This window comes from Kitasatospora sp. NPDC057904, from assembly GCF_042887925.1.
GTDB lineage: Bacteria > Actinomycetota > Actinomycetes > Streptomycetales > Streptomycetaceae > Kitasatospora.
This window is the reverse complement of record NZ_JBHVOL010000003.1, coordinates 647,939-672,251: the sequence shown is the minus strand read 5'-3', so window position 1 is coordinate 672,251 and position 24,313 is coordinate 647,939. Positions and strand designations below refer to the sequence as shown.

The window sequence follows — 24,313 nt, the reverse complement described above, 5'->3', positions numbered from 1 at the left end:
GCGAGCAGGGCGAGCAGTACTAACAGTACGAGCAGGACGAGCGGTGTGGGCGGGGACCCGGTGGGCGCCGGAGCGGACGTGCTGCGGCTGGAGTCGGTGCGCAAGACCTTCGGCTCACAGGTGGTGCTGCGCGACGTCGACCTCGCCGTGCCCGAGCACTCGGTGACGGCGCTGATCGGGGCGTCCGGCTCGGGCAAGTCGACGCTGATGCGGTGCGTGAACCTGCTGGAGGGCGTCGACGACGGCGCGATCTTCCTGGACGGCGAGGACATCACCGACCCGCGGACGGACGAGGACGCCGTCCGGCGCCGGATCGGTGTCGTCTTCCAGGCCTACAACCTGTTCCCGCACATGACGGTGCTGGAGAACATCACGCTCGCGCCGCGCCGGGTGCACGGGCTCGGGCGGGCCGAGGCGGAGGCGAAGGCACTGGAGCTGCTGGACCGGCTCGGGCTGGCGGCCAAGGCGAAGGAGTACCCGGACCGGCTCTCCGGCGGGCAGCAGCAGCGCGTCGCCATCGTGCGGGCGCTGGCCACCGGGCCACGGCTGCTGCTGCTCGACGAGATCACGGCGGCGCTCGACCCGGTGCTCGTCGGGGAGGTGCTGTCGGTGGTGCGCGATCTGAAGGAACAGGGCATGACGATGGTCCTGTCGACGCACGAGATGGGGTTCGCGCGCGAGGTGGCCGACCAGGTCTGCTTCCTGGACGGCGGGGTGGTGCTCGAACAGGGGCCGCCGGAGCAGGTGTTCGGCGATCCGCGGGAGGAGCGGACCCGGCGGTTCCTCAGCCGGATCGTCGCCTCGGGGCGGCTTCAGGGCTGAGACGGGACGCGCGGGGGCGGGCTCCGGCAGGTGGATTCCGGCGGGGTGGCGGCGGCAGGGTGGCGGGGTCCGGCGAGATCTGGCGAGGTCTGGCTGGGGGGCTTGTTGAGGCAGGCATAGGGCGCTCGCAGGAACGCACTCCGCTGGTCACCACCGTGCGCCCCTGCACGCGCCCTGGCCTCCCGGGAGCGGCAGCGGTGATCGTGGACAGGACGAACGCCGCAGAGTACGGGTGGCGGCGAACAGCTGACAGGTTTCAGATGACAGATTTCGTTATCTGTTATCTGAAACCTGTCAGCTGTTCGCTGTTCGCCGTCCTCCCGTCACCCCAGGAGGCCGCCGTTGCACGGACCCACGCTGGTCAACTGGCTCCTCGCCCTCCTCACCGCCACCGCCGGGGCCTACTGCCTGACCCGCCTCCGGCATGCCCCGGGAGCCCCCGGCGCCCCGTACGCGCCGCACACCACCTGCGCACCGGCGCCCTCCACCACCCACCCGACGGGCGCCCGACGGCTTCTCGCCCGGGAAACCGACGCCGCCGAAGCGCTGATGGGGCTCGGCATGGCCGGAATGGCCGTCACCGGCGCCGCCGTCCCGGCGCCCGTCTGGGCCTGGCTGTTCGGCGTCCCCGCAGCCCTCTTCCTGCTCGCCGCCGCCGGCACCCCGGACCGCCGCGGACACCGGCTGCACCACGCGATCGGCGGCCTCGCCATGACCTACGCAGCCCTCGCCATGACCGCCTCCCCCGGCCATCACCACCACGCCCCGAGCACCGGCGCCCCGCTGCTCACCGGCGCGCTGCTGGTGTACTTCGGCGCCTACTCCCTCTGGGCCGGCACCCGGCTCCTGCACGCCCCCGGCGGAAGCGTCACCGTCGGAACGGCGGGCCTCCCGCAGGCCTGCCGGCTCACCATGGGCATCGGGATGTTCGCGATGCTCCTGACCATGTGACCTTGCCCGCCCCCGACGCCCACGCCCAACACCCACACCCAACGCCCGTCCCCGACACCCGTCCCCCACCCCACCCGCCACCCCAACCCCACCCCGCGCGCCCTGGCCGAGCCACACCCGGGACCAAGGTCCCCGGGCCCGCGTGGCGTTGGTCACTGGCCGCCCGAAAGCCGTTCCACCGGACGTCGCCAGCGCATAGGTTGGCGAGGAGCGCGTTGTCGCGCTCCGTGCGCACTCGGGGAGCCCATGCGATGACTGCCCTGATCGGCCTGCTGCTGCTCGGCCTGCTGCTCTCCACCGCCGTGCCCCGGCTGCTCGCCCGGGCACGCTGGGTGGAGCGCGAACCCGTGCTGGCGCTGCTGGCGTGGCAGTGCCTGGTCGTAGCCGTCCTGCTGTGCTGCGCGTTGAGCCTGGTCCTGGCCGCCTCGGCCGCGCTGCCCGAACTTCGCGCACTCGTGTTCGCCGGAGCGCCGCACGGGGTGGAGGCGGCGTACGGGCTCCAGGACGCCGAAGGCTGGGGCCGGCTCTGCGCGGCGGTGCTGGCCGCGGGCGGACTGCAGACGGTGCTGGCGGTCACCCGTGAGGTCCGTTCGGCGAAGGCTCTGCGCAACCACCGTCACGCTCAACTCTCCGACCGCGCTCCCGAGTTGCCGGAGGCCATCGCGGCCGCCCGCAGCCGCCGGGAGCGCCTGGTGGTGCTGGAGAACGTCCGGCCGGAGGCCTGGTCGCTGCCCGGCCCGAACTCCCGGCTGGTGGTCACCACGGGCGCCCTCCAACAGCTGACCGCACGGGAGTTGGCGGCCGTACTGAGCCACGAGCGCGGGCACGTCCGCGCCCGGCACGACTGGCTCGCGCAGGCCGCCCAGGCACTCGCGTCCGGGTTCCCGGGGGTCCGGGTGTTCAGCACCTTCCGGGACCAGGTCGGCGAGCTGGTCGAGCTGGCGGCCGACGACCGTGCGGCCCGTCGGCACGGACGGCACACCACCGCCCTCGCGCTGGCCGAACTCAACCTGGGCCGCGGGGTGTTCGGCTCCTGTCCGCCGGGCCTCGCGCAGTCCCCGAAGCGGGTGGACCGCCTGCTCGCGGGCCGCCCCCGGCTGTCCGTTCCGCACCGGCTCCAACTCACCGTCGCCGCGCTCGCCGCGCCCGTGGCCGTCGTGCTGCTGGCCGCCGCTCCGGGACTCGTCTCGCAGTTCTAGCCAGACGCCCCATCGCCCCGCCGGACCCTCAGGACCGCCGAAGAACCTGCCGAAGAACCTGCTGACGAACCTGCTGGGAAATCTGCTGACGAACCGTCAGCATCACGCCTCACACGGGCCAGTGACCTCATCGCCGAGCGTGCGCGCAAGCACGTCGCGGTGGAGCGGACGGGCCTGCCGGTAGCGCTCACGCCCCTCGTCCGTGAGGACGATCAGGATGCCGCGGCGGTCGTCCACGCACATCTCGCGCGTCACCAGTCCCGCCTTCTCTAGCCGGCCGATCAGACGGGACAGCGCGCTCTGGCTGAGGTGGACGACGTCGGCGAGCTCCTGGACCCGGAGCCGGTGGCTGCGGTCCACCGAGCAGCCCTCGACCAGGCGCTCCAGCACCTCGAACTCACTCATCCCGAGCCCGTGCTTCTCGCCCAGCTCGCGGTCGAGCGCACAGGAGGTCTCGGCGTGCCGGGCCAGCAGTTCGCGCCACTGCGCGACGAGACCGGCCTCCGCCGGGGAGTCGAGTTCAGCCACGGCGCCACCCTACCACCGCCACCGCAACTTATGCGTTTACATCTTATTCACTTGCATTGATTGCACGTGCATGTAGTCTCCTCCCCATGACCACCGCGACCGTCACGTCACCCGACGCACCGTCAACCGGCGGACAGGCCTGGACCCCCCGCCTCTGGGGCACCCTGTTCGTCCTCTGCGCCGCGATCTTCCTGGACGCCCTGGACGTCTCCATGGTGGGAGTGGCCCTCCCGTCCATCGGCTCCGAACTGCACCTCTCCACCTCGACCCTGCAATGGGTGGTCTCCGGCTACGTGCTCGGTTACGGCGGCCTGCTCCTGCTCGGCGGACGGGCGGCCGACCTGCTCGGCCGCCGCCGGGTGTTCCTCGTCGCCCTCGGCGTCTTCGGCGCCGCCTCCCTGCTCGGCGGACTGGTCGACGACGGCGGACTGCTGATCGCCGCCCGCTTCCTCAAGGGGACCGCCGCCGCGTTCACCGCCCCGGCCGGCCTGTCGATCATCACCACGACCTTCCCGGAGGGCCCCGCCCGCAACCGGGCGCTGTCCATCTACACCACCTGCGCCGCCAGCGGCTTCTCGCTCGGTCTCGTACTCAGCGGACTGCTCACCTCGGTCGGCTGGCGCTGGACGTTCCTGATGCCCGTCCCGGTCGCGCTGATCGCCCTGCTGCTCGCCGTCCGCCTGCTCCCCCGCCCGGTCGAGGAGCGCGCCAAGGGCGGGTACGACGTCCTCGGCGCGATCACCGGCACGCTCACCGTCCTGCTGCTCGTCTTCACCGTCACCGAGGCGCAGGGTGCCGGCTGGCTCAGCCTGCGCACACTCGGCTCGTTCGCCGTGGTCGCCGCCCTGGCGGCCGCCTTCCTGGTGACCGAGAGTCGCGCCGCCCACCCGCTGGTCCGGCTCGGCATCTTCCGCAACGGCGCGGTGGCCCGGGCCAACGTGATCGCCTTCACGATGACCGGCGCCTACGGCGGCTTCCAGTTCATCGTGACGCTCTACCTCCAGCACCTGCTCGGCTGGTCGGCGCTGGAGATGGCGCTCGGGCTGCTGCCGGCCGGCGCGTTCATCGCCCTGTCCGCGCCGTTCATGGGCCCGATCGTGGACCGCTTCGGCACCGGCCGGCTGCTGCCCATCGGCGTCCTGTCGCTGACCGCGGCGTTCGCACTGTTCCTGCGGCTGGACGAGCACAGCTCCTACCCCGCGCTGGTGCTGCCGTCGATGCTGCTGCTCGGCGTCGGCTTCGCGCTCGCCTTCCCCTCCGTGAACATCGCCGCCACCGACGGCGTCGCGGACGAGGAGCAGGGCCTGGCCTCGGGCCTGGTCAACACGGCGATCCAGGTCGGCACCGCCGTCGTGCTCGCCGGTGCGACCGCGATGATCACCGCCGGGAGCGCCGGCGGCGACAGCCCGCAGGCGCAGCTGGACGGCTACCGGCCGGCCCTGCTGTTCGTCACGGCGGTCGCGCTGCTCGGGTTCCTGATCGCCCTCGTGGGCGCGCTGCTGGAGCGCCGAAAGAAGTCAACTCCCGTGTCCGTCCCGGACTATGACTACACGTCACGGACCGTTGGGCCGACCGACCGGGCCGAGGTACTGGCCGAGCGCTGACCACTTCCGCCCGCGCCGCTTCCGCCCACGCCGAACCGCCCACGCGAGACCGCACCGGACCCGCACCAGACAACGGCGGACCGCACCACACCGCGCCGCGTCGAGCCGACGCGGACGTCCGCCCCCCAGGCACTGCCGCCGGCTCCACCAAACCCCCGTGTTGGTGGAGCCGGCCGTCTTCGTAACGGCCGCCCCCGCACCAGCCGTCCGTGCGCCGCTCGTCAACGCGGTTCCACGGATCGGCCGTCGACTCCCCCAGTATATTGGCCGGGAGCCAACGAACGTTCGGAGCTGTCACGATGGCACCCCGCGGGGATTCGGTCAATGAGGAAATGCGTCAGCGCTCGCGCCGGCGCATCATGCGGGCCACCGTCGAACTGGTCGACCAGCACGGATACGCCGGGACCACGCTGAGCGACATCGCCGAGCGCGCCGGACTCGCGCGCGGGCTGCTGTCGTACTACTTCGACGGCAAACGGCTGCTCATGCAGTCCGCCACGCACCGGATGATGCACCAGTCGCTCAGCAGCGCCCTGGCCGAACTCGCGCCGGACGCGACACCCGAGGCCCGGCTGGCCCGCGCCATCGACGCCGTCCTCGGCCTCGCCCTCGACCACCCGCGGGTGATGCGCTCCCACCTGGCGCTGATCCTCGACCCGGACACCGGCTCCTTCGTCCAGGACCCGGAGCAGCAGCAGCTCGGCGCGATCCTCCAGGGCCTGCTGCGGGAGTGGGGTGCGCCGGATCCGGCCGCCGAGCACGCGGTGCTGCGCAGCGCGCTCATGGGCGGGTGCATCGGCCTCCTGCTGCCGGGCGCGGAGGTGCCGCTGGCGCCGATCCGGGCCGACCTGTTCCGGCGCTACGACCTGCCGTGGGAGCTGGGCCGCCCGCCGCAGCCGCTGCCACAGCCGCTGCCGCTGCCGCTGCCGCTGCCGCTGCCGCCGGAACGCGAACGGCCGCCGGCCCGCGGCTGACGGCCGGTGGGCGGCGGCGGATGCTCCGGCGGCCGGTGCTCGCCGACGGCCGGTCCGGGCGGCGGGCAAGCACGGCTCGTGGTCCGGCCGTTCGGGCCCGGACGTCCAGGCCCCTCCGGGCGGAGGCTCAGCGTTCCTTCAGGATCGAGGCGAGCAGGTCTATGGTGCGCTCGGGCGTGAGGCTGTCCACGCAGAGGCGCTCCATGACCTGGATGTAGGCGTCCACGTCGTCCCGCTTGTCGAGGTAGAGCGCGCTGGTGAGCTGCTCCAGGTAGACGACGTCGGCGAGGTCCTGCTCCGGGAAGCGCAGGATCGTGAACGCGCCAGACTCGCCCGCGTGCGCGCCGAAGCGGAACGGCATGACCTGGATGACGACGTTGGCCTGCTCGGCGACGTCGATCAGGTACTGGACCTGGCCGCGCATCACCTTGGGCCCGCCGACCGGGCGGCGCAGCGCGGCCTCGTCGATGACGGCCCACAGGCGCGGGTTGTTGCCCTCGGTCAGCAGCTTCTGGCGGCGCAGGCGGAGGCTGACCCGCCGTTCGACCTCCTCCTCGCTGATGACCGGCCGACTCTGACCGAAAACCGCCCGCGCGTACTCCTCGGACTGCAGGAGTCCCGGGATGAACTGCACTTCGTACGTGCGGATCAGCTGCGCGGCCTCCTCCAGGCCGACGTAGGTCTGGAACCAGCCCGGCAGCACGTCGTTGAAGCTGTGCCACCAGCCGGACTTGTTGGCCTCGCGGACCAGGCCGAGCAGGGCCTCCCGCTCCAGGCCGTCGTCCACGCCGTAGAGGCTGAGCAGGTCGGCGACGTCGCGCTCCTTGAAGCTGACCCGGCCGAGCTCCATGCGGCTGATCTTGGACTCGGAGGCGCGGATCGCGTAGCCGGCGTCCTCGCGGGTGATGCCGCGCGCCTCACGCAGGCGTCGCAGCTGTGAGCCGAGGAGGATCCGGCGGACCATCGAGCCGCCGCCCGGCTGAACTGTGGTCATGCGGTCGAAACCTCCACCTAGGGCAAACAGCGCACAGTCTGCCATCAGTTGAGCGCTCACGGTGCCGATACTGACGGATGTTCCTATCAGTTCTGCACTCCACACACCAGGATGCACGTGCATCCGGCGCTTGCATATGCCAATAGTGCGACTGCACGTGAATCGACTCTTGCATCTGCAGTGAGCGCAGAGGACCATGGTGCACGTGCACCTGCACATCCCTGGCAATCCCGCGGGCTCCGCGTCGACCCCACGCGCGACTCCGTGCACCAGCCCGGCAGCGTCCCCCACGCCACCGGGCCTTCGTGTGCGCGCGCGCCTCGTCGAGGAGGGGGCCGTGCGGCCGAGCGAGTCGGAGGTGACCGGCATGACCCCGGCGGGTCCAGCCGTGTCCGCCCCCTTATGGGAGGAGCTCTTCATGGGCACCGGTACGGCTTTGGCGGTTGACCCCCACGTGGTCACCTGTACGCTCGCTCCTCGCTTCGAAGCCGTCAGAACCGCACGTGACTTCGCCCGGACCGCTCTGCAGCGCTGGGGGCTGATGGAGCTGTTCGACGACGTCGCGCTGGTCGCGTCGGAACTCGTGACCAACGCGCTGCGGCATGCGATCGGCGCACGGCCCGACCCGGTGGGCGGCGCCCTGGGCGAGTACGACTTTCCCACACAGCACGGTGGAGACGGCAGGCTGCCGATCCGAATAAGCCTCGTGCACCGCGCGCCGCAGATCGTCTGCGCGGTCAGCGACCCGAGCAGCACCGGCCCGATCGCCCGGGAGGCGGACTTCGTGGCCGAATCCGGCCGCGGGCTGCACCTGGTGGACTCGTTCAGCCACTCCTGGGGCTGGCACCCGCTGGGCGGGGGCAAGGTCGTCTGGGCGCTGTTCGAGGCCGACGCGCAGGCCGCGACCCCCGAACTCGGTGGCCGGCACCGGCGCTCCGCCTAGCGGCGGACGGGCACGCACCCCCGCAGCGCGGGCACGCGTCCCCGGATCGATGGACACCCCGGGAGGACCGAAACCCCGGGAAGAAGCGGTAGTTCGCCCTCGCCGGGCTCGCGCCGGAGACCTACCGGCCCCCCGCAGCGCACCCGCGACGACCAGTGCGCCCCCGACGGCCGACGGGCCGCCAGTGCGCGGGACAGCAGCGCACGGGACAGCGTTACGCGGGACAGCAGCGCACGGGACGGTGGAGAAGCCCGCGAAGAGGCACACCACCGAGCGCGTGACGAACCGCGCGGACGACCGCGGGGCCGAGCCTGCGGAGAAGACAAAGGCCGCCGTGGTGTCAGCACCCACGACGGCCCCCCGATGGCTCCTGGTGCGGAGCGGTGGCCGGACCGACGGACGTCCGGTGAAGCGGCCGGACGGCCCGGTGAACGGCCGGACGGACGTCCGGTCAGGCGGACAGGTGGTCGAACTCCCCGTCCTTGGCCCCCAACAGCATCGCGGCGATCTCGGCCCGCGTGTAGATGAGCGCCGGACCGTCCGGGAAGCGCGAGTTGCGCATCGCCACGTCGCCCCCCGGCAGCGCGGCGAACTCGACGCAGTTGCCCTGGGAGTTGCTGTGCAGGCTCTTCTGCCAGACCACTCCCTCCAGCTCGGTGGCGGCCATCCCGTTGTAGGGACCGTACGAGCCGCCCAGTTCCTGCGATTCGTGCGAGTCGTGCATAGAAGTCTCCCGAAGAGCCCCGGAGTTGCGGTCCAGCGCGGCGCCCCCGGCACCCGCCGAACGAACGGGCCGGCCCCGTACCAGCCCGGCACAACGCCTCACTTGACGCGATGATAGCCCTTGTGCACGTGCATCAGCACGAGACGGTGCAGGTGCACGAGGCCTTTCACCGGCCGACCTGAACTCTTCACGGACCCTTCTCCTGACGGTACGTAAACGGACATAGCCGACCGAACCGGCCCGCTTCCGATAACCGGCCGTGAGCGGCTCCCCGCTAAATGTTGATCTTCGAAAGCCGGGAGTCGCGCACTCGTGACCCTCCGTCAGACCGCCCGTCGACTGTGAGACATCTCACGCGCCACAGGTGCAACGTGACGCCCCACCGGACACGTCTCCAGGAGATACCGGCGGACGCGCGGGGGTTGGGCCAGGTATGTCCGGAATATGACCTAATGACCGCTCATCGACCCGCGCACGCGGGAGCTCCGCGCGCCGCGCACACCACGCTCGCGCGAAACCGGCACGGCAGCCGACTGCAGCCCTGACGGGCCGATGTCCTACGATCTCCGCCATGAGCACCGCAGCCATCCCGGGCGCGCCACTGCCCGTTCGCACTCCAGGCTCCCGTGCGCGGGGGCGCCACCGTCGCCCCGAGCGCCCCGAGATCCCGTCCGGCTCCCCGGCCCTGGTGCTCGCCGTGCCCGCGACCGCCGGGCCCGAGTCCCACTCGGTCGTCGAGGAGCTGCTCTCGATCGTCCGCAGCGAGCAGAACGGCGTCCAGACCGCGGTGGGCTACCTCCCCGGCGACGGCACCGAGGGCGCGGACGGCACCGAGCGCAGCATCGGCGAGCTGCTGGCGGCCGCCGCCGAGGCCGGCGTCCCGGCACCGATCCTGGTACCCCTGGTGCCCGGCCCGCACGACTTCCTGCCCGAACTCCACGCACTCGCCGCCGAGTACGGCGCGCACGTCACCGACGTGCTGGGCCCGCACCCGCTGCTGGCCGAGGCCGTCCACGTCCGCCTGTCCGAGGCCGGGCTGGCCCGCGCCGACCGCGCCCGCCTGTTCGCCATCGCGACCGCCGCGGACGGCGTCGTGCTGACCACCGTCGGCGGCGAGGACGCCGCGGCCGCCGCCGGCATCACCGGCGTGCTGCTGGCCGCCCGCCTGGCCGTCCCGGTCGTCCCCGCCGCGCTCGACGTGCCCGGCTCGGTCGCCGCCGCCGTCGCGCACCTCAAGGAGACCGGCTCGCAGCGCCCCGCGCTGGCCCCGCTGGTGATCGGCCCGGAGGCGGACTCCGAGCTGCTCGCCACGGCCGCCGAGGAGACCGGCTGCCCGTCCGCCGCGCCGCTCGGCGCCTACCAGACGGTCGGCCAGCTCATCGCCTCGCTGTACCTGGCCGCGCTGCCGGCGCCGTCCGCGGAGGCCCTGGCCGCCGCGCAGGCCCAGGCCGAGGCCGAGGCGGCGGAGGCCGCCTCCGAGGGCTCCCGCGCGGCCCACGCGGCCGGCGGGACGGCCTCCGGGGCGACCGGGGAGGCCGCCGGCGAGTAACCGCCGACAACGCGTACGGAAGGGCCCGGAGCGACCGCGCTCCGGGCCCTTTCGGCTTGCGGCGTAAGGGAATTAAGAGCCGAATGCGCGAGATGTCCGTTCTGTGATTGTTTGCGATCGGGTGACCGCCCGTCATGCGATTCCTGAGAGCCTGACAGTTGTGCACATCCGCAGGTTTATTGCGAGAAAACGATCATTTTCGATCTTGGAGAAGGAAATTCTTGGCGGCTTTCCATAATCCGTGATGCGCATCACAGGTATTTGCAGTTCGTACTTAAGTCTGCTTAACGTGCTCCCCGTTCGTGACCACACGGACCCAGCACATCCGCAACGCCGAGTCCTGCCGTCGGGTGCGCTGGAAGCGCGAAAACGCACCACGGCAGGAGCGGGGGACCCACAGGTAAGTCGCCCCGGACCGATCCACGGAACGGTCCTGGGCTAGGGGTGAAGCCGCGCCACAGCGCGGCCGGGCAACTCCGGCCCGAATCCGACAGCTCACCTCGCAGGCGTGGGAGAGGACCGCGTCTTCATGCTGCCCACCAACGGCACTCGCCTGTCCAGCCGCACCCGCCGCGTGATCGCCGCCCTCGGCGTCGCCGGCGTCGGCCTCACCATCCCCTGCCTCACCTCCGGCACCGCCTCCGCCGCCTCCGTCGCCACCTGGGACAAGGTCGCCCAGTGCGAGAGCAGCGGCGACTGGAGCATCAACACCGGCAACGGCTTCTACGGCGGCCTGCAGTTCACCTCCAGCACCTGGGCCGCCTTCGGCGGCACCTCGTACGCCCCGCAGGCCAACCAGGCCACCAAGGACCAGCAGATCGCCGTCGCCGAGAAGGTCCTCGCCTCGCAGGGCCCCGGCGCCTGGCCCGTGTGCTCCGTCCAGGCCGGCCTGACCGCGGGCGGCGCCCCGGCCGCCGTCGACACCTCCGCCGCCGCGAGCACCGCGAAGGCCGCCCCGGCCGCCCCGGCCGTCAAGCCGGCCCCGAAGCCCGCCGCCCCGGCGCAGGACCAGGCACAGGCCCCGGCCGCCGCCGACTCCGCCAAGGGCACCTGGACGCAGAAGCGCCAGGACTGGACCCAGGGCGGCACCACCCAGGCCGGTGCCTCGGACTACACCGTCGTGGCCGGCGACTGGCTGTCCACGATCGCCGACAAGCACAACGTCAAGGGCGGCTGGCAGCGCCTGTACGAGCTGAACCGCGGCACCCTGACCGACGGTCCGGACACCATCTACCCGGGCCAGCACCTGTCCTTCGGCGACTCCGCCCAGGCGCCGGCCGGCCAGTCCGGTGACTTCAACTGGTTCGACCGCTCGCAGAAGCCGGGCCAGTCCTCCGCCGGGAACGCCGTGACCGCCCAGCCGGCCGCCGAGGCCCAGACCCCGGCCGCCAAGCCGTCCTCGAAGCCCGCCGCCAAGCCCTCCGCCCAGGCGCAGACCCCGGCCCCGGCCGTCACCGGCTCGATGGCCGCCGCGGTCAGCTTCGCCAAGGCGCAGGTCGGCCAGGCGTACGTCTACGGCGGCACCGGCAACGGCGGCTGGGACTGCTCGGGCCTCACCCAGGCCGCGCTGCGCGCCGCGGGCATCTCCATCCCGCGCGTCGCCAACGACCAGGCCGCCGCGAGCACCCATGTCTCGCTGGACAGCCTGCAGCCGGGCGACCTGCTGTTCTGGTCCAACAACGGCCAGGACTCCGGCGTCTACCACGTCGCCATCTACATCGGCGGCGGCCAGTACGTCGAGGCCGCCAACCCGAGCTCGGGCGTCCGCCTGCAGACCATCGCCAACTGGGCGCCGGACTTCGCCGGCCGCGTCTGAGGATCCTTCCGGAACCGTCCCGCCGGGGACGGGTGACGGATCGCGGATGACAGCGAACAGATGACAGATAACAGATGACAGATTTCATCATCTGTTATCTGTCACCCGCCCACCGCCCCGGGGAGAGACTGGTCGCTCTCCCCGGGGCTTCGGCGTACCCGCCTCCGAAGTCCGTGCCGCCTCCCCCCGGCGCGCACCCGCGGCTCCGCGCATCGGAGCATTCGCGTGGTCAAACCCCGGCCCAGCGGGCATGCTGCTGCTCTGCACCCGAGGAGGAGTCACCCATGGCCCAGGTCACCGTCACGCTCGACGCGAACCTCGCGATCGACGCGATGATGCTCTCCGGCACCAAGAGTCCCCAGGACGCCGTCGAACTGATCCTGCGCGACTACCTGGCCCGCGGTCGCCGCACCGAGACCCGCACCGGCGACGCCGCCGACGGCCACCGCGTCACCGCCGACCGCCCGACCGTCCAGGAGGGCTGACCCCGGCCCGGCACGGCACTCGCGGCACAGCCCAGCACGGCGCAGCACAAGCCCAGCACAGCACAGCACAGCCCGGCACAGCACAGCACAAGCCCGGCACAGCCCGGCACGGCACGCCGAAGGGCCCCGGAGAGCAACCGCCCTCCGGGGCCCTTCACACGGCCGTCACCGGCCTCAGCGCGCGCAGGCCCCCGTGGAGCCGCGCATGACCAACTCCGGCTGGAACATGAACTCCCCGCGCTGGGCGGCGTTCCCGCCCACCTCCTCCAGCAGCGCGTCCACCGCCGCCGTCGCCATCGCCTCGACCGGCTGGCGGATCGTCGTCAGCGGCGGCTCGGTGAAGGCGATCAGCGGCGAGTCGTCGAAGCCGACCACCGACACGTCCTGCGGCACCGACAGCCCCCGCTGCCGCACCGCCCGGATCGCCCCGAGCGCCATCATGTCGCTGCCGCACACGATCGCCGTGCACCCCTTGTCCAGCAGCGCGCCCGCCGCCGCGTGCCCGCCCTCGACGCTGAACAGCGTGTGGTGGACCAGCTCCTCGGCCTCCTCCTGCGTCCGCCCGAGGACGGTGCGCATCGCGGCCGTGAAGCCCTCGATCTTGCGCAGCACCGGCACGTACCGCCTCTGGCCGACCGCCAGCCCGATCCGCTCGTGCCCCAGCTCGGCGAGGTGCTGGACGGCCATCCACATGGCGGCCCGGTCGTCCGGCGAGATGAACGGCGCGTCGATCCGCTCGCTGAAGCCGTTGATCAGGACGAACGGCACCCCGCGCCCGGCCAGCCGGGCGTAGCGGTCGTGGTCGGCGGTGGAGTCGGCGTGCAGACCGGAGACGAAGACGATGCCCGCCACCCCCCGGTCCACCAGCATCTCGACCAGTTCGTCCTCGGTGGACCCGCCGGGCGTCTGGGTGCACAGCACCGGCGTGAAGCCGTGCCGGCTGAGCACCTGCTCGATGACCTGCGCGAGCGCGGGGAAGATCGGGTTGCTGAGCTCCGGCGTGATCAGCCCGATCAGCCCGGCGCTGCGCTGGCGCAGGCGGGTCGGCCGCTCGTACCCGAGCACGTCGAGGGCCGCCAGCACGGTCTGCCGGGTGGCGGCGGAGACGTTCGCCTTGCCGTTGAGTACGCGGGAGACGGTGGCTTCGCTGACCCCCGCCTGCGCCGCGATGTCTGAAAGTCGCGCCGTAGTCACGGTCCCAGAGCCTATTGCAACCACGTCAGACCGCCCACCAGCCGGTGCTGTCCGGTGCGAGCACCGTCTCGCCGCCGTCCACGACCAGTTCCGCCGAGGCGAGCAGCAGCGTGCCCGGGGCGGGTATGCGCACCGGCTCGCCGCTCGCGTTGACCGTGCAGACGATGGAGCCGCGGCGGAAGGCGAGCGTGCCCTGCGGGGCGTCCAGCCACTCGACCCCGGTGCCCGCGCCCAGGTCGGGCTGCGCCCGGCGGACGGCGAGCGCGCTGCGGTAGAGCTCCAGGGTGGAGGTCGGGTCGCCGGTCTGCGCCTCGACGCTGAGTTCGGCCCACTGGGCCGGCTGCGGCAGCCAGGACGGCCCGCCAGCGACCGGTCCGAAGCCGTACGGCGCCTCGGTGCCGGACCACGGGATCGGCACGCGGCAGCCGTCGCGGTAGCCGTCCTGTCCGGCCTGGCGGAAGAAGGACGGGTCCTGGCGGACCTCGTCGGGCAGGTCGGTGACGTCCGGCAGGCCGAGCTCCTCGCCCTGGTAGACGTAGGCGGAGCCGGGCAGCGCGAGCATCAGCAGGGTGGCGGCGCGGGCCCGGCGCAGGCCGAGCGCGCGGTCGCCGGGGGTGCGGATCTGGGTGCCGAGGCCGGGCTCGTTGGCGAAGCGGGTCGCGTGCCGGGTGACGTCGTGGTTGGACAGCACCCACGTGGTGGGGGCGTCGACCGGGCGCATCGAGTCGAGCGAGACGTCGATCACCTCGCGCAGCGCGGCGGCGTCCCAGTCGGTGCCCAGGTACTGGAAGTTGAAGGCCTGGTGGAGCTCGTCGGGGCGGACGTAGTTGGCGGTGCGCTGGACGGTCGGGGTCCAAGCCTCGGCGACGCCGATCCGCTGACCGGGGTACTCGTCGAGGATCCCCCGCCAGCTGCGGTAGATCTCGTGCACGCCGTCCTGGTCGAAGAACGGCATGACGTCGTTGCCGAGCAGCTTGAGCTGGTCGGAGCCGCCGAGGTCGGGCAGGCCGGGGGCCTTGACCAGGCCGTGGGCGACGTCGATGCGGAAGCCGTCCACGCCCATGTCGAGCCAGAACCGCAGGATCGAGCGGAACTCGTCGGCGACGGCCGGGTTCTCCCAGTTGAAGTCGGGCTGCTCCGGGGCGAACAGGTGCAGGTACCAGTCGCCGGGGGTGCCGTCGGGGTTCTCGGTGCGGGTCCAGGCCGGGCCGCCGAAGATGGACTCCCAGTCGTTGGGCGGCAGTTCGCCCGTCTCGCCCTTGCCGGGACGGAAGTGGTAGCGCTCGCGCAGCGGGGACGCGGGGCCGTCCCGCAGGGCGCGCTGGAACCACTCGTGCTGGTCCGAGGAGTGGTTGGGGACGAGGTCGACGATGATCCGCAGGCCCAGGTCGTGGGCGTCGCGGATCAGCGCGTCGGCGTCCAGCAGGGTGCCGAACATCGGGTCCACCGCGCGGTAGTCGGCCACGTCGTAGCCGGCGTCGGCCTGCGGGGAGGCGTAGAACGGCGAGAGCCAGACGGCGTCCACGCCGAGGTCGCGCAGGTAGGGCAGGCGGCTGCGGATGCCCGGCAGGTCGCCCATGCCGTCGCCGTTGGAGTCGGCGAAGCTGCGCGGGTACACCTGGTAGATGACCGCGTCCCGCCACCAGCCTCTGGACGCGCTGCCAGTCACCGGAGCCAGGGCGGCCGCCTCGTGAGCGGTGTCGGCGGCGGGCCGGGAGGTGTCGGCCAGGTTCTGGGTCATGGACGGAATCCCTCGGAGAATAGAGGAGCGAGGAGCGCTGAGACGGGTGCTGTCGAGTGCCGGCGTGTGCCGGCGTTACGACTTGGAGGCGCCGGCGGTCAGGCCGGTGACCAGGTGTCGCTGCACCAGGTAGAAGAAGACGGAGGACGGGATCGCGATCAGCACCGCGGTCGCGGCCATGAAGTTCCACTGGGCGTCGTGCTCGCTGACGAAGGTCTGCAGGCCGACGGCCAGCGTGTACTTGTCGGAGCTGAGCATGAAGGTGGAGGCGAACGCGACCTCGGCCCAGGCGGTCAGGAAGGAGTAGAACGCGGCCACCGCCAGGCCCGGGCGGGCGAGCGGCAGGACCAGCCGCCAGAAGGTGCCGATCGGGCTGAGCCCGTCGACCCGGCCGGCCTCGTCGATCTCCACCGGGATGGTGTCGAAGTAGCCCTTCAGCAGCCAGGCGCAGTACGGCACGGTGGTGGTCGAGTAGACCAGGATCAGACCGGTGTAGCCGTCGAGCAGGCCGAGCTCGGACAGGATCGTGTACATCGGCACGATCAGCACCGCGATCGGGAACATCTGGGTGACCAGCAGCGACCACATGAGCGGCTTGTGGCCGGGGAACTTCATCCGGGAGACGGCGTAGCCGGTGGTGGCGGCGACCATGACGCCGAACACCGTGGTGATGCCGGAGACCAGGAAGGAGTTGCCGAACCAGGTGAAGAAGTCGGTGCCGAACAGCACGTGGTCGTAGTTCGACAGGGTCAGCTTGCCGAGGATCTTCCCGGGGTGGAGGTAGTCCGTCTTGTCCGGGCCGAGCGAGATGTAGAGGATCCACAGCACCGGGAACAGGGCGATCAGGCTGGCGAGGATCAGGGCGCCGTGGGACAGCGCGGTGACCAGCGGGCTGCTCTCGCCGCGGCGGCGGACCTTGGCGGGCCGGGTGGCCGGTGCGGGGCGCGCGGCCGGCGCGGCGGCTTCGGTGGTGGTGCTCATCGGGGGTACCTGCCTTCGTGGGTCAACTGGGTCCGGGGCCGCAGCCGTTGGCCTGTTGCTGTTGGCCTGTTGGCCGTTGGCCTGCTGGCTGTCGGCCTGCTAGCCGTTGGCCTGCTCGTTGCGGGCGAGCCAGCGCCGGTAGAAGGCGGTGAAGACGATGAGGATGGACAGCAGGATCACGCCGTACGCGGCGGACTGCGCGTAGTCCCGGGGCTGCTGGCCGAAGCCGAGGCGGTAGGCCCAGGTGACGAGCAGCTGGGCGTCGGAGCCGCCGCTGGTGCCGAACAGCAGGAAGATGACGGCGAACTGGTTGAAGGTCCAGATCACGCCGAGCAGGACGACGGTCGAGGAGACGGTGCGCAGTCCGGGCAGGGTGACGTGGCGGAAGCGCTGCCACGGGGTGGCGCCGTCCATCTCGGCGGCCTCGTACAGCTCGGCCGGGATGGACTGCAGGCCGCCGAGCAGCGAGATCATCATGAACGGCACGCCGACCCAGGTGTTGACCAGGACGGCGGCGGCCTTCTGCGCCAGCGGGTCGTCCAGCCAGCCGGGCTGGGGCAGGTGGAGGGCGGAGAGCAGGCCGTTGACGGCGCCGCCGTCGGCGAGCATCAGGCGCCAGGAGAAGACGGTGACGAAGGTCGGCACGGCCCACGGGAGGATGAGCAGCATCCGGTAGACGGCGCGTCCGCGCAGCTTCTTGTTCAGCAGCAGGGCGAGGCCCAGGCCGATGGTGTAGTGGAGGACGACGCACAGCACCGTCCAGGTGATGGTCCACACGAAGTGGGACCAGAAGCGGTCGTACGAGCCGGGGCCCCACAGGATGTCGGCGTAGTTGTGGAGGCCGACGAACTTGTAGCTGGCCGGGATGTGGTTGACGCCGATGGTGCGGGCCGAGTTGAGGCTGTTGGCGTCGGTGAGGGTGAGCCAGACGCCCTCGACGAGCGGGTAGAGCACGAGCACGCCGAGCACGAGCACGACCGGGGCGGTCATCGCGTAGGCGTACCAGTGCTTGGCGTAGGAGCGCTTGAGGCGCTCCAGCGGGCCCGGACGCTGCTCGCGCGGCCGGCTGCCCTTGCCGGTGGCGCCCTGCACGGCGACTGACATCGATTACACCTTCTCGGGGGAGGTCTCGGGGAGAGCGGGTCCGGCCGCCTCGGGAGGAGCGGGTCCGGCCGCCGGGCCCGCCGGGGTGAGGGACGTGGGGGTGTCCCTCACCCGCGGCGGGCCGGGCGGCTGACGGCTACTTGGCGAAGCCCGGGAGGAGCTTGGCGTAGTCGGTGGCGACGGTGTTCAGCGCGTCCTGGGTGCTGGTGCCCTGGACGGCCTTGCCGAGGTTGGTGCCGAGCGAGGCGAACAGCGAGCTGTACTCGGGCAGTTCGGGGCGCGGCTTGGCGCTGGCGAGGACGGCCTGGAAGCCGGCGATGCCCGGGTCGGCCTTGACGTCGGCGGTGAAGGCGTCGGAGCGGGTCGGCAGGGTGGAGTTCTTCTGCGCGATGAACGCCTGGCTCTCGGCCGAGGTCATGAAGGCGGCGAACTTCTCGGCGGCGGCCTTGTGGGCGGCGTCGGAGCCGGCGTAGACGGAGATGTTGTGGCCGCCGGTCGGGGCGCCGGCCTTGCCGCTGGAGCCGGCCGGGACGGCGGCGATGCCGAGGTTCTTCTTGTCGGCGAAGGCGGAGCCCTTGTAGATGTTGGTGATCTCCCAGGGGCCCTGGATGATCGCCGCGACCTTGCCGCTGTTGAAGGCGTCCATCATGTGGGCGTAGGCGTCGGTGGTGACGTCGGCCTTGGCGGTGCCGGGCGAGGTGAACATCGACTTGTAGGTCTCGATGCCCTTGACGGCCTCGGGCGAGGTGATGGTGATCTTCTTGCCGGCGGCGTCGACGGTGTCGGTGCCCTCGCCGAACAGGAACGGCATCGCGTAGTAGCCGTCGGCGGCCTTCAGCCAGAAGCCGTCGACGCCGTCCTTGTCCTTGATGGTGGCCGCGTCGGCCTTGAGCTCGTCCCAGGTCTTCGGGGCGTCGGTGATCCCGGCCTTGGCGAAGAGGTCCTTGTTGTAGAGCAGGCCCAGGGTGTCGGTGACCAGCGGGACGCCGTACAGCTTGCCGTCGTACTTGGCCTGCTGGACGAGGCTGGGCTGGAAGGCGGAGGTGTCGGCGGCGGCCGGGGTGCCGTCGAGCGGCTCCAGGTAGCCGGCCTTGGCGAAGGCGGCGGTCCAGCCGACCTCGGAGCGGAACACGTCGGGCGCGCCCTTGGCCCCCATGGCGGTCTGCAGCTTGTTCTGCGCCTGGTCGAACGGCACGTTGACGAAGTCGACCTTGACGGTCGGGTTGGCCGCCTCGAACTTCTTGACCAGTTCCTGGTAGTTCGGCGCCTCGTTGGTGGCGTTCGAGGTGTCCCAGTACGTGAGGGTGACCGGCCCGTCGGCCTTGCCGTCCGAGCTGGAGCCGCTGCTGCCACAGGCAGCCATCGAGACCGCGAGGGCCACAACGAGGGCAGAGGCCGCGATGCCACGCCGCATGAGAACTCCTTGGGAGGGTGGGGGTGCCCGAGATGTTCGGAGACAGGCGCATAATGGCTGCCTCGTGCCGACTGCACCTTCGCTGCCGTCGGGCTGGAAGGAAGTTAACAGCGGGCGAAACGTCACGGAAACCCCTTGCAGAAACTTTCTGCAAGAAACGGCGATCGTTACAGCCGCGTGTCCTGGATGTTGCCGCACGGTAGTGGACAGCGCCCGGCTATGTCCGGCTTTGACCGTTCCGCTCCATCGGCCTGTGGCCTGGAACACCACCCTGCGTGGCGGAAAGCCGCTTGCAGGACACTGGGTGGCATGCGCATCAGACCAGCCGTGAAGGACGAACTGCCCCTGCTGTGCGAGCTGGAACGGGCCGCCGGAGCCCCGTTCGCCGCCATCGGCATGCCGGAGATCGCCGAGGACGAACCCCCGGCCCCCGGGGAACTCGCCCGCTACCTGACGGACGGCACCGCCCTCGTCGCGGTCGACGACGGCGACCGCCCCATCGCCTACCTGCTCGCCGAACCGGTCGACGGCGCGTGCCACGTCGAGCAGGTCTCGGTGCACCCCGGCCACGCCCGCCGGGGCATCGGCCGCGCGCTGATCGAGTACCTCGCCGCCACCACCGACGCCCCCGCGCTCACCCTCACCACGTTCGCCGACGTCCCGTGGAACGCCCCCTACTACGCCCGCTGCGGCTTCCGCCCGCTCGCCGACGGCGAACTCACGCCGGGCCTGCGGGAGATCCGTCGCCAGGAGGCCGAGCACGGCCTCGACCGCTGGCCCCGGCTCTGCATGCGCCGGGACCTGCCGGCGCGCCAGGGGGTCATCGACTAGTTCGTCCCGAAGCGCAGGACGGTCGTCGAGCGGAACTCCTCCCCCGGGCGCAGCACCGTGCCGGGGAAGTCCGGGTGGTGCGGCGAGTCCGGGAAGTGCTGCGTCTCCAGCGCGACCCCGGCGAACGGCCCGTACGCCACCCCGCTCGCGCCCGTCACCGCGCCCTGGAACTTGTTGGCCGTGTAGACCTGGACGCCCGGCTCGGTGGTCAGCACCTCCAGGGTGCGCCCGCTGACCGGGTCCTCCAGCAGCGCCGCCCGGGCCGGGGTGCCGTCGGCCGGGCGCGGGCGCAGCACCCAGTTGTGGTCGTACCCGCCGGGCCCGGTCAGCTGCGGGTGCTCGTCGTGCACGGACTTGCCGATCGGCCGGGCCGTCGTGAAGTCGAACGGGGTACCGGCCACGGGTTCGATCCGCCCGGTGGGGATCTGCCGTTCGTCGGCCGGGGTGTAGGCGTCGGCGTCGAGGGTGAGCAGGTGGCCGAGGACGTCGCCGCTGCCTTCACCCGCGAGGTTGACGTAGGCGTGGTTGGTGAGGTTGACGACGGTCGGTTTCGTGGTGACGGCGCGGTAGGCGATGGTGAGCTCGCCGCCGGCGTCGAGGGTGTAGGCGACGGTGACGTCGAGGGCGCCGGGGAAGCCCTGGTCGCCGTCCGGGCTGTGCAGCCGCAGTTCGACGCCGCCCGGGATCCCGGTGGCGTCCCACATCCGGTTGGCGAAGCCGTCGGGGCCGCCGTGCAGGGTCATGCCGCCGCCGGTGGGGGCGAGCGGGTGGTCCTCGCCGTCGATGGTGATCCGCGAGCCGTCGATCCGGTTGGCGTAGCGGCCGACGACGGTGCCGTAGTGCCGGGCCGGGCCGAGGATCTGGGCCAGCTCGTCGGTGGCGAGCAGAAGTTGGGCGGGGCGGCCGGCGCGGTCGGGCGCGGTGAGGGTGTGCAGGGTGGCGCCGAGGGTGAGCACGCTCGCCTCGTACGGGCCGGCGGTGAGCGTCCAGCGCTGGATCGCGGCGCCCGCGCCCGAGGCGTCGAGGGGTTCGTGGCGCACGCCGGTGGCCTGAGTCGCCATGCCCTGCTGCTCCTCACTGGCGGCCGGGGCGGGTGCCGCGGTCGCGCCGAACGGGGGTCGGTCCGGGGGGTCGGCCGGGAACCGACCGGGGATGGGACGGGGTGGAACGGGGGTGGGCCGGGAATACCGTCAGGAAGCCGGCCGTGGCCGCCCCGGTCTGCGTCAGCCTAACGACGGGAACGGCCGCGGGGGCGCTCCCGAACCCCCGCGCGCCGCCCGAGCGCTTCCGTCCGCCGGGCGCGGACGCCCGGCCGCGACGGCGGCCCGAGCCGAAGGACACGCTCTACGCGTCGCCCGCCTCTTCCTGCTCCGCGTCCCCGGCCGGCCGGGTCGGCTGGGCCGGCGTGGTCGGCCACGTCGGCCGGGTGGCACGCGGCTGGCCCGGCAGCCCGAGCGCGGTGGCCAGGCCGTCCGGCCCGCTGCCCGCCTTGCGGTAGACCGCGGCCAGCCGCCGGTTGACCAGGCTCAGCTGCAGCCCGAGCTCGTCGGCGATCCGCTGCGGCGGCACGCCCCGCAGCGCCAGCTGGGCGACGTCCCACTCCGGCTGGCTGAGCGCCTCGCGGGAGGCGCGGAAGTCGCCCAGGCGGTTGGGCCGCAGGCCGTAGTTGGCGAGCTCCCGGCGCGCCTGCTCGACCAGGCCCTCGGCCGAGCAGTGCTGGGCCAGCTCGATGCCCTGGTACAGGTACTCCTGGGCGTCCTCCAGCCGCCCGACCCGGCGCAGCGCCGCCCCGAGCTCGACCAGCGCGACGGCGTGCTCGTAGCCGGCCGGGGACTGGCCGAGGTAGGCCACGGCCTGCTCCAGGAGCTCGACCGCCTGCTGGCCGTCCTCGATCTGGGCGTGCAGCCGCAGCGCGGTGCCGATCGCCGAGGCGGTGCCGAAGGTCCGGGCGTCCCGGACGGCCTTGTGGGCGTACTCGCGGGCGCGGTCGGGCTCGTCCTGGGCGATGGCGATGGCGAGGTGGCCGGCCCACGGCGCCCAGACGGTGTTGTGCCAGCCGCGGGCCTCCAGCTGGGCGCCGGCCTCGGTGAGCGCGGCGGCGGCGCCGGCGTAGCGCCGCTTGGCGACGAGCAGCTTGCCGTACAGGGAGGGCGCGTCGGGCAGGACCATCGCGGTGTCGTGGTACGGCGGCTGGAAGCCGAAGCCGGTGGCGAGGTCCCAGGCCTCCTCGACGCGTCCGCGGGCGAGCAGGGTGTCGACGAGCACGCCGACGGCGTCCCACGCGAGCGGCAGCTTGGGGGCGATCCGCTCGGAGAGGCGCAGGGCGCGGCGCAGGAAGTCCTCGGCCTCGGCGAGCAGGCCGCGGCGGAAGCGGGCGAGGCCCATCAGGAAGTAGGCGAAGCCCCGGTGGGCACCGCTCCACCCGGCGACCTCGAACTGGACGATGGCGTCGGCGAACAGCCGCTCGGCCTGGGCGATGCGGTCGTTGTACGTGTAGGTGAGGCCGAGCATCGCGGGCAGCTCGAAGCCCCAGGTGCTGTCGGTCCAGCCGAGTCCCTTGGGCAGCCGGCCGGCCTCCAGGACGTCGTCGGCGTGGGCGAGCGCGTCGACGGAGGGCTTGCCGCGCAGGGTGAGGTCCCAGGCGCGCATCGCGAGGACCGCGCGGTCGGCGGGCTCGCGGCCGGTGAGGCCCTCGCACATCTCGCCGAGCCGCCGGGAGCGGCCGGGGCCGTCCTCCTCGGACTTGCGGAAGGCGTGCCACATGAACGAGGCGGCCTGGAGCCGCAGCCGGCCCGCGGCGTCGTCGGTGGCGGCGACCTCCTCCTGGCACACCAGCGCGGCCTCGCGCAGTTCGCCGCTGTGCGCGAGCACTTCGGAGAGCCGGAACGTGGCGTCCACCCGCAGTTCGGGGCGCAGCGGCCCCTCCTCCGGGTCGAGGGCGAGCTTGAGCTGGTTGACGGTGGCGACGGGGTCGGTGAGCAGCGCGGAGCAGCCGAGTTCGTAGAGCACCTCGGCGCGGATGCCGTCGGCGGGCGGCTCGTTGAGGGCGCGGTGCAGGCAGCGCTGGGCGGCTTCGGGGGCGCCGATGAGCAGGTGTTCGGCGGCGGCCTTGCGCAGCTTGCGCACGGTGCGGTCGTCGCCCTCGCCCGCGAAGGTCTCGACGAGGTGGCGGGAGGCGGAGAGCAGGCCGAGCCCGGCGTTCTCGATCTCGGCCGCGGCGACGCCGTGCATGCCGGTGCGGGTGGCCTCCGGCATGGTGTTGTAGATCGAGCTGCCGATCAGCGGGTGGACGAACTCCAGGTTCCCGTTGGGGGTCTGGGTGAGGACGCGCTGCTTGCGGAGCTGCTTGATGGACTCGCGGGCGCCCTCGGCGCTCTGGGTGGAGATGCGGGTCGCGAGGTCGATCCGGATGTCGGTGCCGAGCATGGCGCAGGCCCAGGCGAAGCGCAGGGTGCTGGCGCCGAGCCGGTCGAGCCAGGTCTTGAGGGTCATCCCGTTGGCGTCGACGGCGAGTTCGCGCAGTTGGACGGAGTTCTCCTCGACCGGTTCGAGCTCCTGGTCGCGGACCTGGTCGAGCAGGGCGATGGCCTCGTAGGGGTTGCCGTTGACGACGTTCCAGAACTCGTAGCAGAAGGCGTCCTCGGCCTTCTCGCCGAGTTCCGCCCGGATGATGTCCGTGACCGAAGTGAGGGAGAGGCGGTTGAGCTCGTGCCGACGGGTGGCGAGCTTGAGGACGGTGGAGTGGTGGGGGTGGGCTTCGGGTTGCCAGTCGTGTTCGTCCTCGCGGAACGCGAAGACGAGCAGGACGGGCAGTTCGCGTGCGCGGACGGCGAACTGGGTGAGCCAGGACAGGGATTCCAGGTCGGCCCAGTGCAGGTCGTCGACGATCATCACCAGGGGCGCGCTGCGGGGCGCGAGCTGGGTGAGGACGTAGTCCAGTCCGTCGCGCACGCCCTGCGGGTCGAGCCGGCGGGCGCCGGCCTTGGGCTGCTTGAGGCCCATGGCCGGTCCGACGACCTCCTCCCAGGTGCCCATGACCTGCCGGAACTCGGCCGGCGGGAGACCGGTGAGCGCGGGCTGCAGGAGCTGGCGCAGCACGTGGTAGGGCTCCTTGACCTGCTGTTCGCCGCCGCGCGCGAACAGCACGGTGGCGCCGTCGCGGAGCTTGGCGGTGCGCCGCACCTCGTGGAGCAGGCTGGTCTTGCCGATGCCGGGGCGGCCGGAGATGGTGAGGAGTTCGCCGATCTCGGTGCCGCCGGCGGCGAATTCGCGGCACAGCTTTTCGACGGCGGTCTCGGCGGAGCGCAGTTCCGCGTCACGGTCGCGCAGCCTGACCCGGGGAGCGGCGCCGTCCCCGTCCCGGCCGGGGCCGGTTCCCGCCCGAAGTCCGTTGCCCTGCTCGGTCACGTCATGCCTCCGCCGCTCCTGCTGACTCCCTGGTCGTGTGCCGAGGTTAGCG

The 24,313-nt window shown here is 72.2% G+C and carries 20 protein-coding genes and 1 riboswitch; of the genes, 10 read left to right on the top strand and 10 right to left on the bottom strand.

The window, feature by feature from the left end; translation table 11 throughout:
- Positions 1-45 precede the first annotated feature (45 nt).
- From ACFVSN_RS11680 to ACFVSN_RS11670, 3 genes are all read left to right on the top strand, one after another.
- A complete protein-coding gene (locus ACFVSN_RS11680; RefSeq protein ID WP_387954668.1) occupies positions 46-822 on the top strand; it encodes an amino acid ABC transporter ATP-binding protein in 777 nt (258 codons plus the stop codon).
- Between the two features lie 342 nt (positions 823-1,164).
- A complete protein-coding gene (locus ACFVSN_RS11675; RefSeq protein WP_387954666.1) occupies positions 1,165-1,773 on the top strand; it encodes a DUF5134 domain-containing protein in 609 nt (202 codons plus the stop codon).
- Positions 1,774-2,024: 251 nt separating this feature from the next.
- Positions 2,025-2,972: a M56 family metallopeptidase gene (locus ACFVSN_RS11670; RefSeq protein WP_380502982.1), complete on the top strand. Its 948-nt coding sequence runs from the start codon at positions 2,025-2,027 to the stop codon at positions 2,970-2,972.
- A gap of 102 nt (positions 2,973-3,074) precedes the next feature.
- Here the strand turns inward: ACFVSN_RS11670 and ACFVSN_RS11665 are convergent, their stop codons facing one another.
- Positions 3,075-3,500 (bottom strand): MarR family winged helix-turn-helix transcriptional regulator, encoded by a 426-nt coding sequence (locus ACFVSN_RS11665; protein ID WP_380502985.1) that lies wholly within the window; start codon positions 3,498-3,500, stop codon positions 3,075-3,077.
- Positions 3,501-3,586: 86 nt separating this feature from the next.
- On the opposite strand from ACFVSN_RS11665, the gene ACFVSN_RS11660 reads away from it, so the two are divergent.
- Positions 3,587-5,104 (top strand): MFS transporter, encoded by a 1,518-nt coding sequence (locus tag ACFVSN_RS11660; protein WP_387954664.1) that lies wholly within the window; start codon positions 3,587-3,589, stop codon positions 5,102-5,104.
- Positions 5,105-5,436: 332 nt separating this feature from the next.
- Positions 5,437-6,078 (top strand): TetR/AcrR family transcriptional regulator, encoded by a 642-nt coding sequence (locus tag ACFVSN_RS11655; protein ID WP_387954662.1) that lies wholly within the window; start codon positions 5,437-5,439, stop codon positions 6,076-6,078.
- A gap of 127 nt (positions 6,079-6,205) precedes the next feature.
- Here the strand turns inward: ACFVSN_RS11655 and ACFVSN_RS11650 are convergent, their stop codons facing one another.
- A complete protein-coding gene (locus ACFVSN_RS11650) occupies positions 6,206-7,072 on the bottom strand; it encodes a helix-turn-helix transcriptional regulator (protein WP_329930454.1) in 867 nt (288 codons plus the stop codon).
- A 418-nt stretch (positions 7,073-7,490) separates the two neighbouring features.
- Between ACFVSN_RS11650 and ACFVSN_RS11645 the strand changes: the two genes are divergently transcribed.
- Complete coding sequence (locus tag ACFVSN_RS11645; protein ID WP_387954660.1) at positions 7,491-8,015, top strand: ATP-binding protein; 525 nt, start codon at positions 7,491-7,493, stop codon at positions 8,013-8,015.
- 451 nt (positions 8,016-8,466) lie between these two features.
- Here the strand turns inward: ACFVSN_RS11645 and ACFVSN_RS11640 are convergent, their stop codons facing one another.
- Positions 8,467-8,739, bottom strand: coding sequence for a DUF397 domain-containing protein (locus ACFVSN_RS11640; protein ID WP_380442137.1), 273 nt, complete (start codon positions 8,737-8,739; stop codon positions 8,467-8,469).
- Between the two features lie 571 nt (positions 8,740-9,310).
- Here ACFVSN_RS11640 and ACFVSN_RS11635 point away from each other — a divergent pair.
- The 3 genes from ACFVSN_RS11635 to ACFVSN_RS11625 all read left to right on the top strand — a co-directional run bounded on the left by ACFVSN_RS11635 (position 9,311) and on the right by ACFVSN_RS11625 (position 12,589).
- Positions 9,311-10,288 carry a hypothetical protein gene (locus ACFVSN_RS11635; RefSeq protein ID WP_387954658.1) on the top strand — a complete coding sequence of 326 codons (978 nt, stop codon included), beginning with the start codon at positions 9,311-9,313 and terminating at the stop codon, positions 10,286-10,288.
- A 362-nt stretch (positions 10,289-10,650) separates the two neighbouring features.
- Positions 10,651-10,810, top strand: a riboswitch (cyclic di-AMP (ydaO/yuaA leader).
- Positions 10,797-12,104 (top strand): transglycosylase family protein, encoded by a 1,308-nt coding sequence (locus tag ACFVSN_RS11630; RefSeq protein WP_387954656.1) that lies wholly within the window; start codon positions 10,797-10,799, stop codon positions 12,102-12,104. (Overlaps the previous riboswitch by 14 nt.)
- 284 nt (positions 12,105-12,388) lie before the next feature.
- A complete protein-coding gene (locus ACFVSN_RS11625) occupies positions 12,389-12,589 on the top strand; it encodes a hypothetical protein (RefSeq protein WP_380442142.1) in 201 nt (66 codons plus the stop codon).
- A gap of 174 nt (positions 12,590-12,763) precedes the next feature.
- Here the strand turns inward: ACFVSN_RS11625 and ACFVSN_RS11620 are convergent, their stop codons facing one another.
- The 5 genes from ACFVSN_RS11620 to ACFVSN_RS11600 form a co-directional block, all read right to left on the bottom strand.
- A complete protein-coding gene (locus ACFVSN_RS11620; protein ID WP_380442144.1) occupies positions 12,764-13,783 on the bottom strand; it encodes a LacI family DNA-binding transcriptional regulator in 1,020 nt (339 codons plus the stop codon).
- Positions 13,784-13,808: 25 nt separating this feature from the next.
- Positions 13,809-15,524 carry a glycoside hydrolase family 13 protein gene (locus ACFVSN_RS11615; protein ID WP_387954654.1) on the bottom strand — a complete coding sequence of 572 codons (1,716 nt, stop codon included), beginning with the start codon at positions 15,522-15,524 and terminating at the stop codon, positions 13,809-13,811.
- 75 nt (positions 15,525-15,599) lie between these two features.
- Positions 15,600-16,505 (bottom strand): sugar ABC transporter permease, encoded by a 906-nt coding sequence (locus ACFVSN_RS11610; protein ID WP_387954652.1) that lies wholly within the window; start codon positions 16,503-16,505, stop codon positions 15,600-15,602.
- A gap of 99 nt (positions 16,506-16,604) precedes the next feature.
- On the bottom strand, positions 16,605-17,609 hold the full coding sequence (locus ACFVSN_RS11605; RefSeq protein WP_359972458.1) for a sugar ABC transporter permease: 1,005 nt from the start codon (positions 17,607-17,609) through the stop codon (positions 16,605-16,607).
- 136 nt (positions 17,610-17,745) lie between these two features.
- On the bottom strand, positions 17,746-19,023 hold the full coding sequence (locus tag ACFVSN_RS11600; RefSeq protein WP_380442152.1) for an extracellular solute-binding protein: 1,278 nt from the start codon (positions 19,021-19,023) through the stop codon (positions 17,746-17,748).
- A gap of 309 nt (positions 19,024-19,332) precedes the next feature.
- Here ACFVSN_RS11600 and ACFVSN_RS11595 point away from each other — a divergent pair, with 309 nt between their 5' ends.
- Entirely contained in the window at positions 19,333-19,854 is a 522-nt protein-coding gene (locus ACFVSN_RS11595; protein ID WP_387954650.1) for a GNAT family N-acetyltransferase, read from the top strand.
- Here the strand turns inward: ACFVSN_RS11595 and ACFVSN_RS11590 are convergent.
- Complete coding sequence (locus ACFVSN_RS11590; protein ID WP_387954648.1) at positions 19,851-20,915, bottom strand: aldose epimerase family protein; 1,065 nt, start codon at positions 20,913-20,915, stop codon at positions 19,851-19,853. The two genes, ACFVSN_RS11595 and ACFVSN_RS11590, sit on opposite strands and share 4 nt — an antisense overlap.
- 283 nt (positions 20,916-21,198) lie before the next feature.
- A complete protein-coding gene (locus tag ACFVSN_RS11585; RefSeq protein WP_380442158.1) occupies positions 21,199-24,261 on the bottom strand; it encodes an ATP-binding protein in 3,063 nt (1,020 codons plus the stop codon).
- Positions 24,262-24,313 lie beyond the last annotated feature (52 nt).

Excerpts from the sequence above, each read along its gene's own strand:
- ACFVSN_RS11610 (WP_387954652.1), bottom strand. The coding sequence starts at position 16,505 with ATGAGCACCACCACCGAAGCCGCCGCGCCGGCCGCGCGCCCCGCACCG.
- ACFVSN_RS11615 (WP_387954654.1), bottom strand. The coding sequence starts at position 15,524 with ATGACCCAGAACCTGGCCGACACCTCCCGGCCCGCCGCCGACACCGCT.
- ACFVSN_RS11660 (WP_387954664.1), top strand. The coding sequence starts at position 3,587 with ATGACCACCGCGACCGTCACGTCACCCGACGCACCGTCAACCGGCGGA.
- ACFVSN_RS11605 (WP_359972458.1), bottom strand. The coding sequence starts at position 17,609 with ATGTCAGTCGCCGTGCAGGGCGCCACCGGCAAGGGCAGCCGGCCGCGC.
- ACFVSN_RS11635 (WP_387954658.1), top strand. The coding sequence starts at position 9,311 with ATGAGCACCGCAGCCATCCCGGGCGCGCCACTGCCCGTTCGCACTCCA.
- ACFVSN_RS11650 (WP_329930454.1), bottom strand. The coding sequence starts at position 7,072 with ATGACCACAGTTCAGCCGGGCGGCGGCTCGATGGTCCGCCGGATCCTC.
- ACFVSN_RS11655 (WP_387954662.1), top strand. The coding sequence starts at position 5,437 with ATGCGTCAGCGCTCGCGCCGGCGCATCATGCGGGCCACCGTCGAACTG.
- ACFVSN_RS11625 (WP_380442142.1), top strand. The coding sequence starts at position 12,389 with ATGGCCCAGGTCACCGTCACGCTCGACGCGAACCTCGCGATCGACGCG.
- ACFVSN_RS11670 (WP_380502982.1), top strand. The coding sequence starts at position 2,025 with ATGACTGCCCTGATCGGCCTGCTGCTGCTCGGCCTGCTGCTCTCCACC.
- ACFVSN_RS11595 (WP_387954650.1), top strand. The coding sequence starts at position 19,333 with ATGCGCATCAGACCAGCCGTGAAGGACGAACTGCCCCTGCTGTGCGAG.
- ACFVSN_RS11645 (WP_387954660.1), top strand. The coding sequence starts at position 7,491 with ATGGGCACCGGTACGGCTTTGGCGGTTGACCCCCACGTGGTCACCTGT.
- ACFVSN_RS11590 (WP_387954648.1), bottom strand. The coding sequence starts at position 20,915 with ATGGCGACTCAGGCCACCGGCGTGCGCCACGAACCCCTCGACGCCTCG.
- ACFVSN_RS11600 (WP_380442152.1), bottom strand. The coding sequence starts at position 19,023 with ATGCGGCGTGGCATCGCGGCCTCTGCCCTCGTTGTGGCCCTCGCGGTC.
- ACFVSN_RS11640 (WP_380442137.1), bottom strand. The coding sequence starts at position 8,739 with ATGCACGACTCGCACGAATCGCAGGAACTGGGCGGCTCGTACGGTCCC.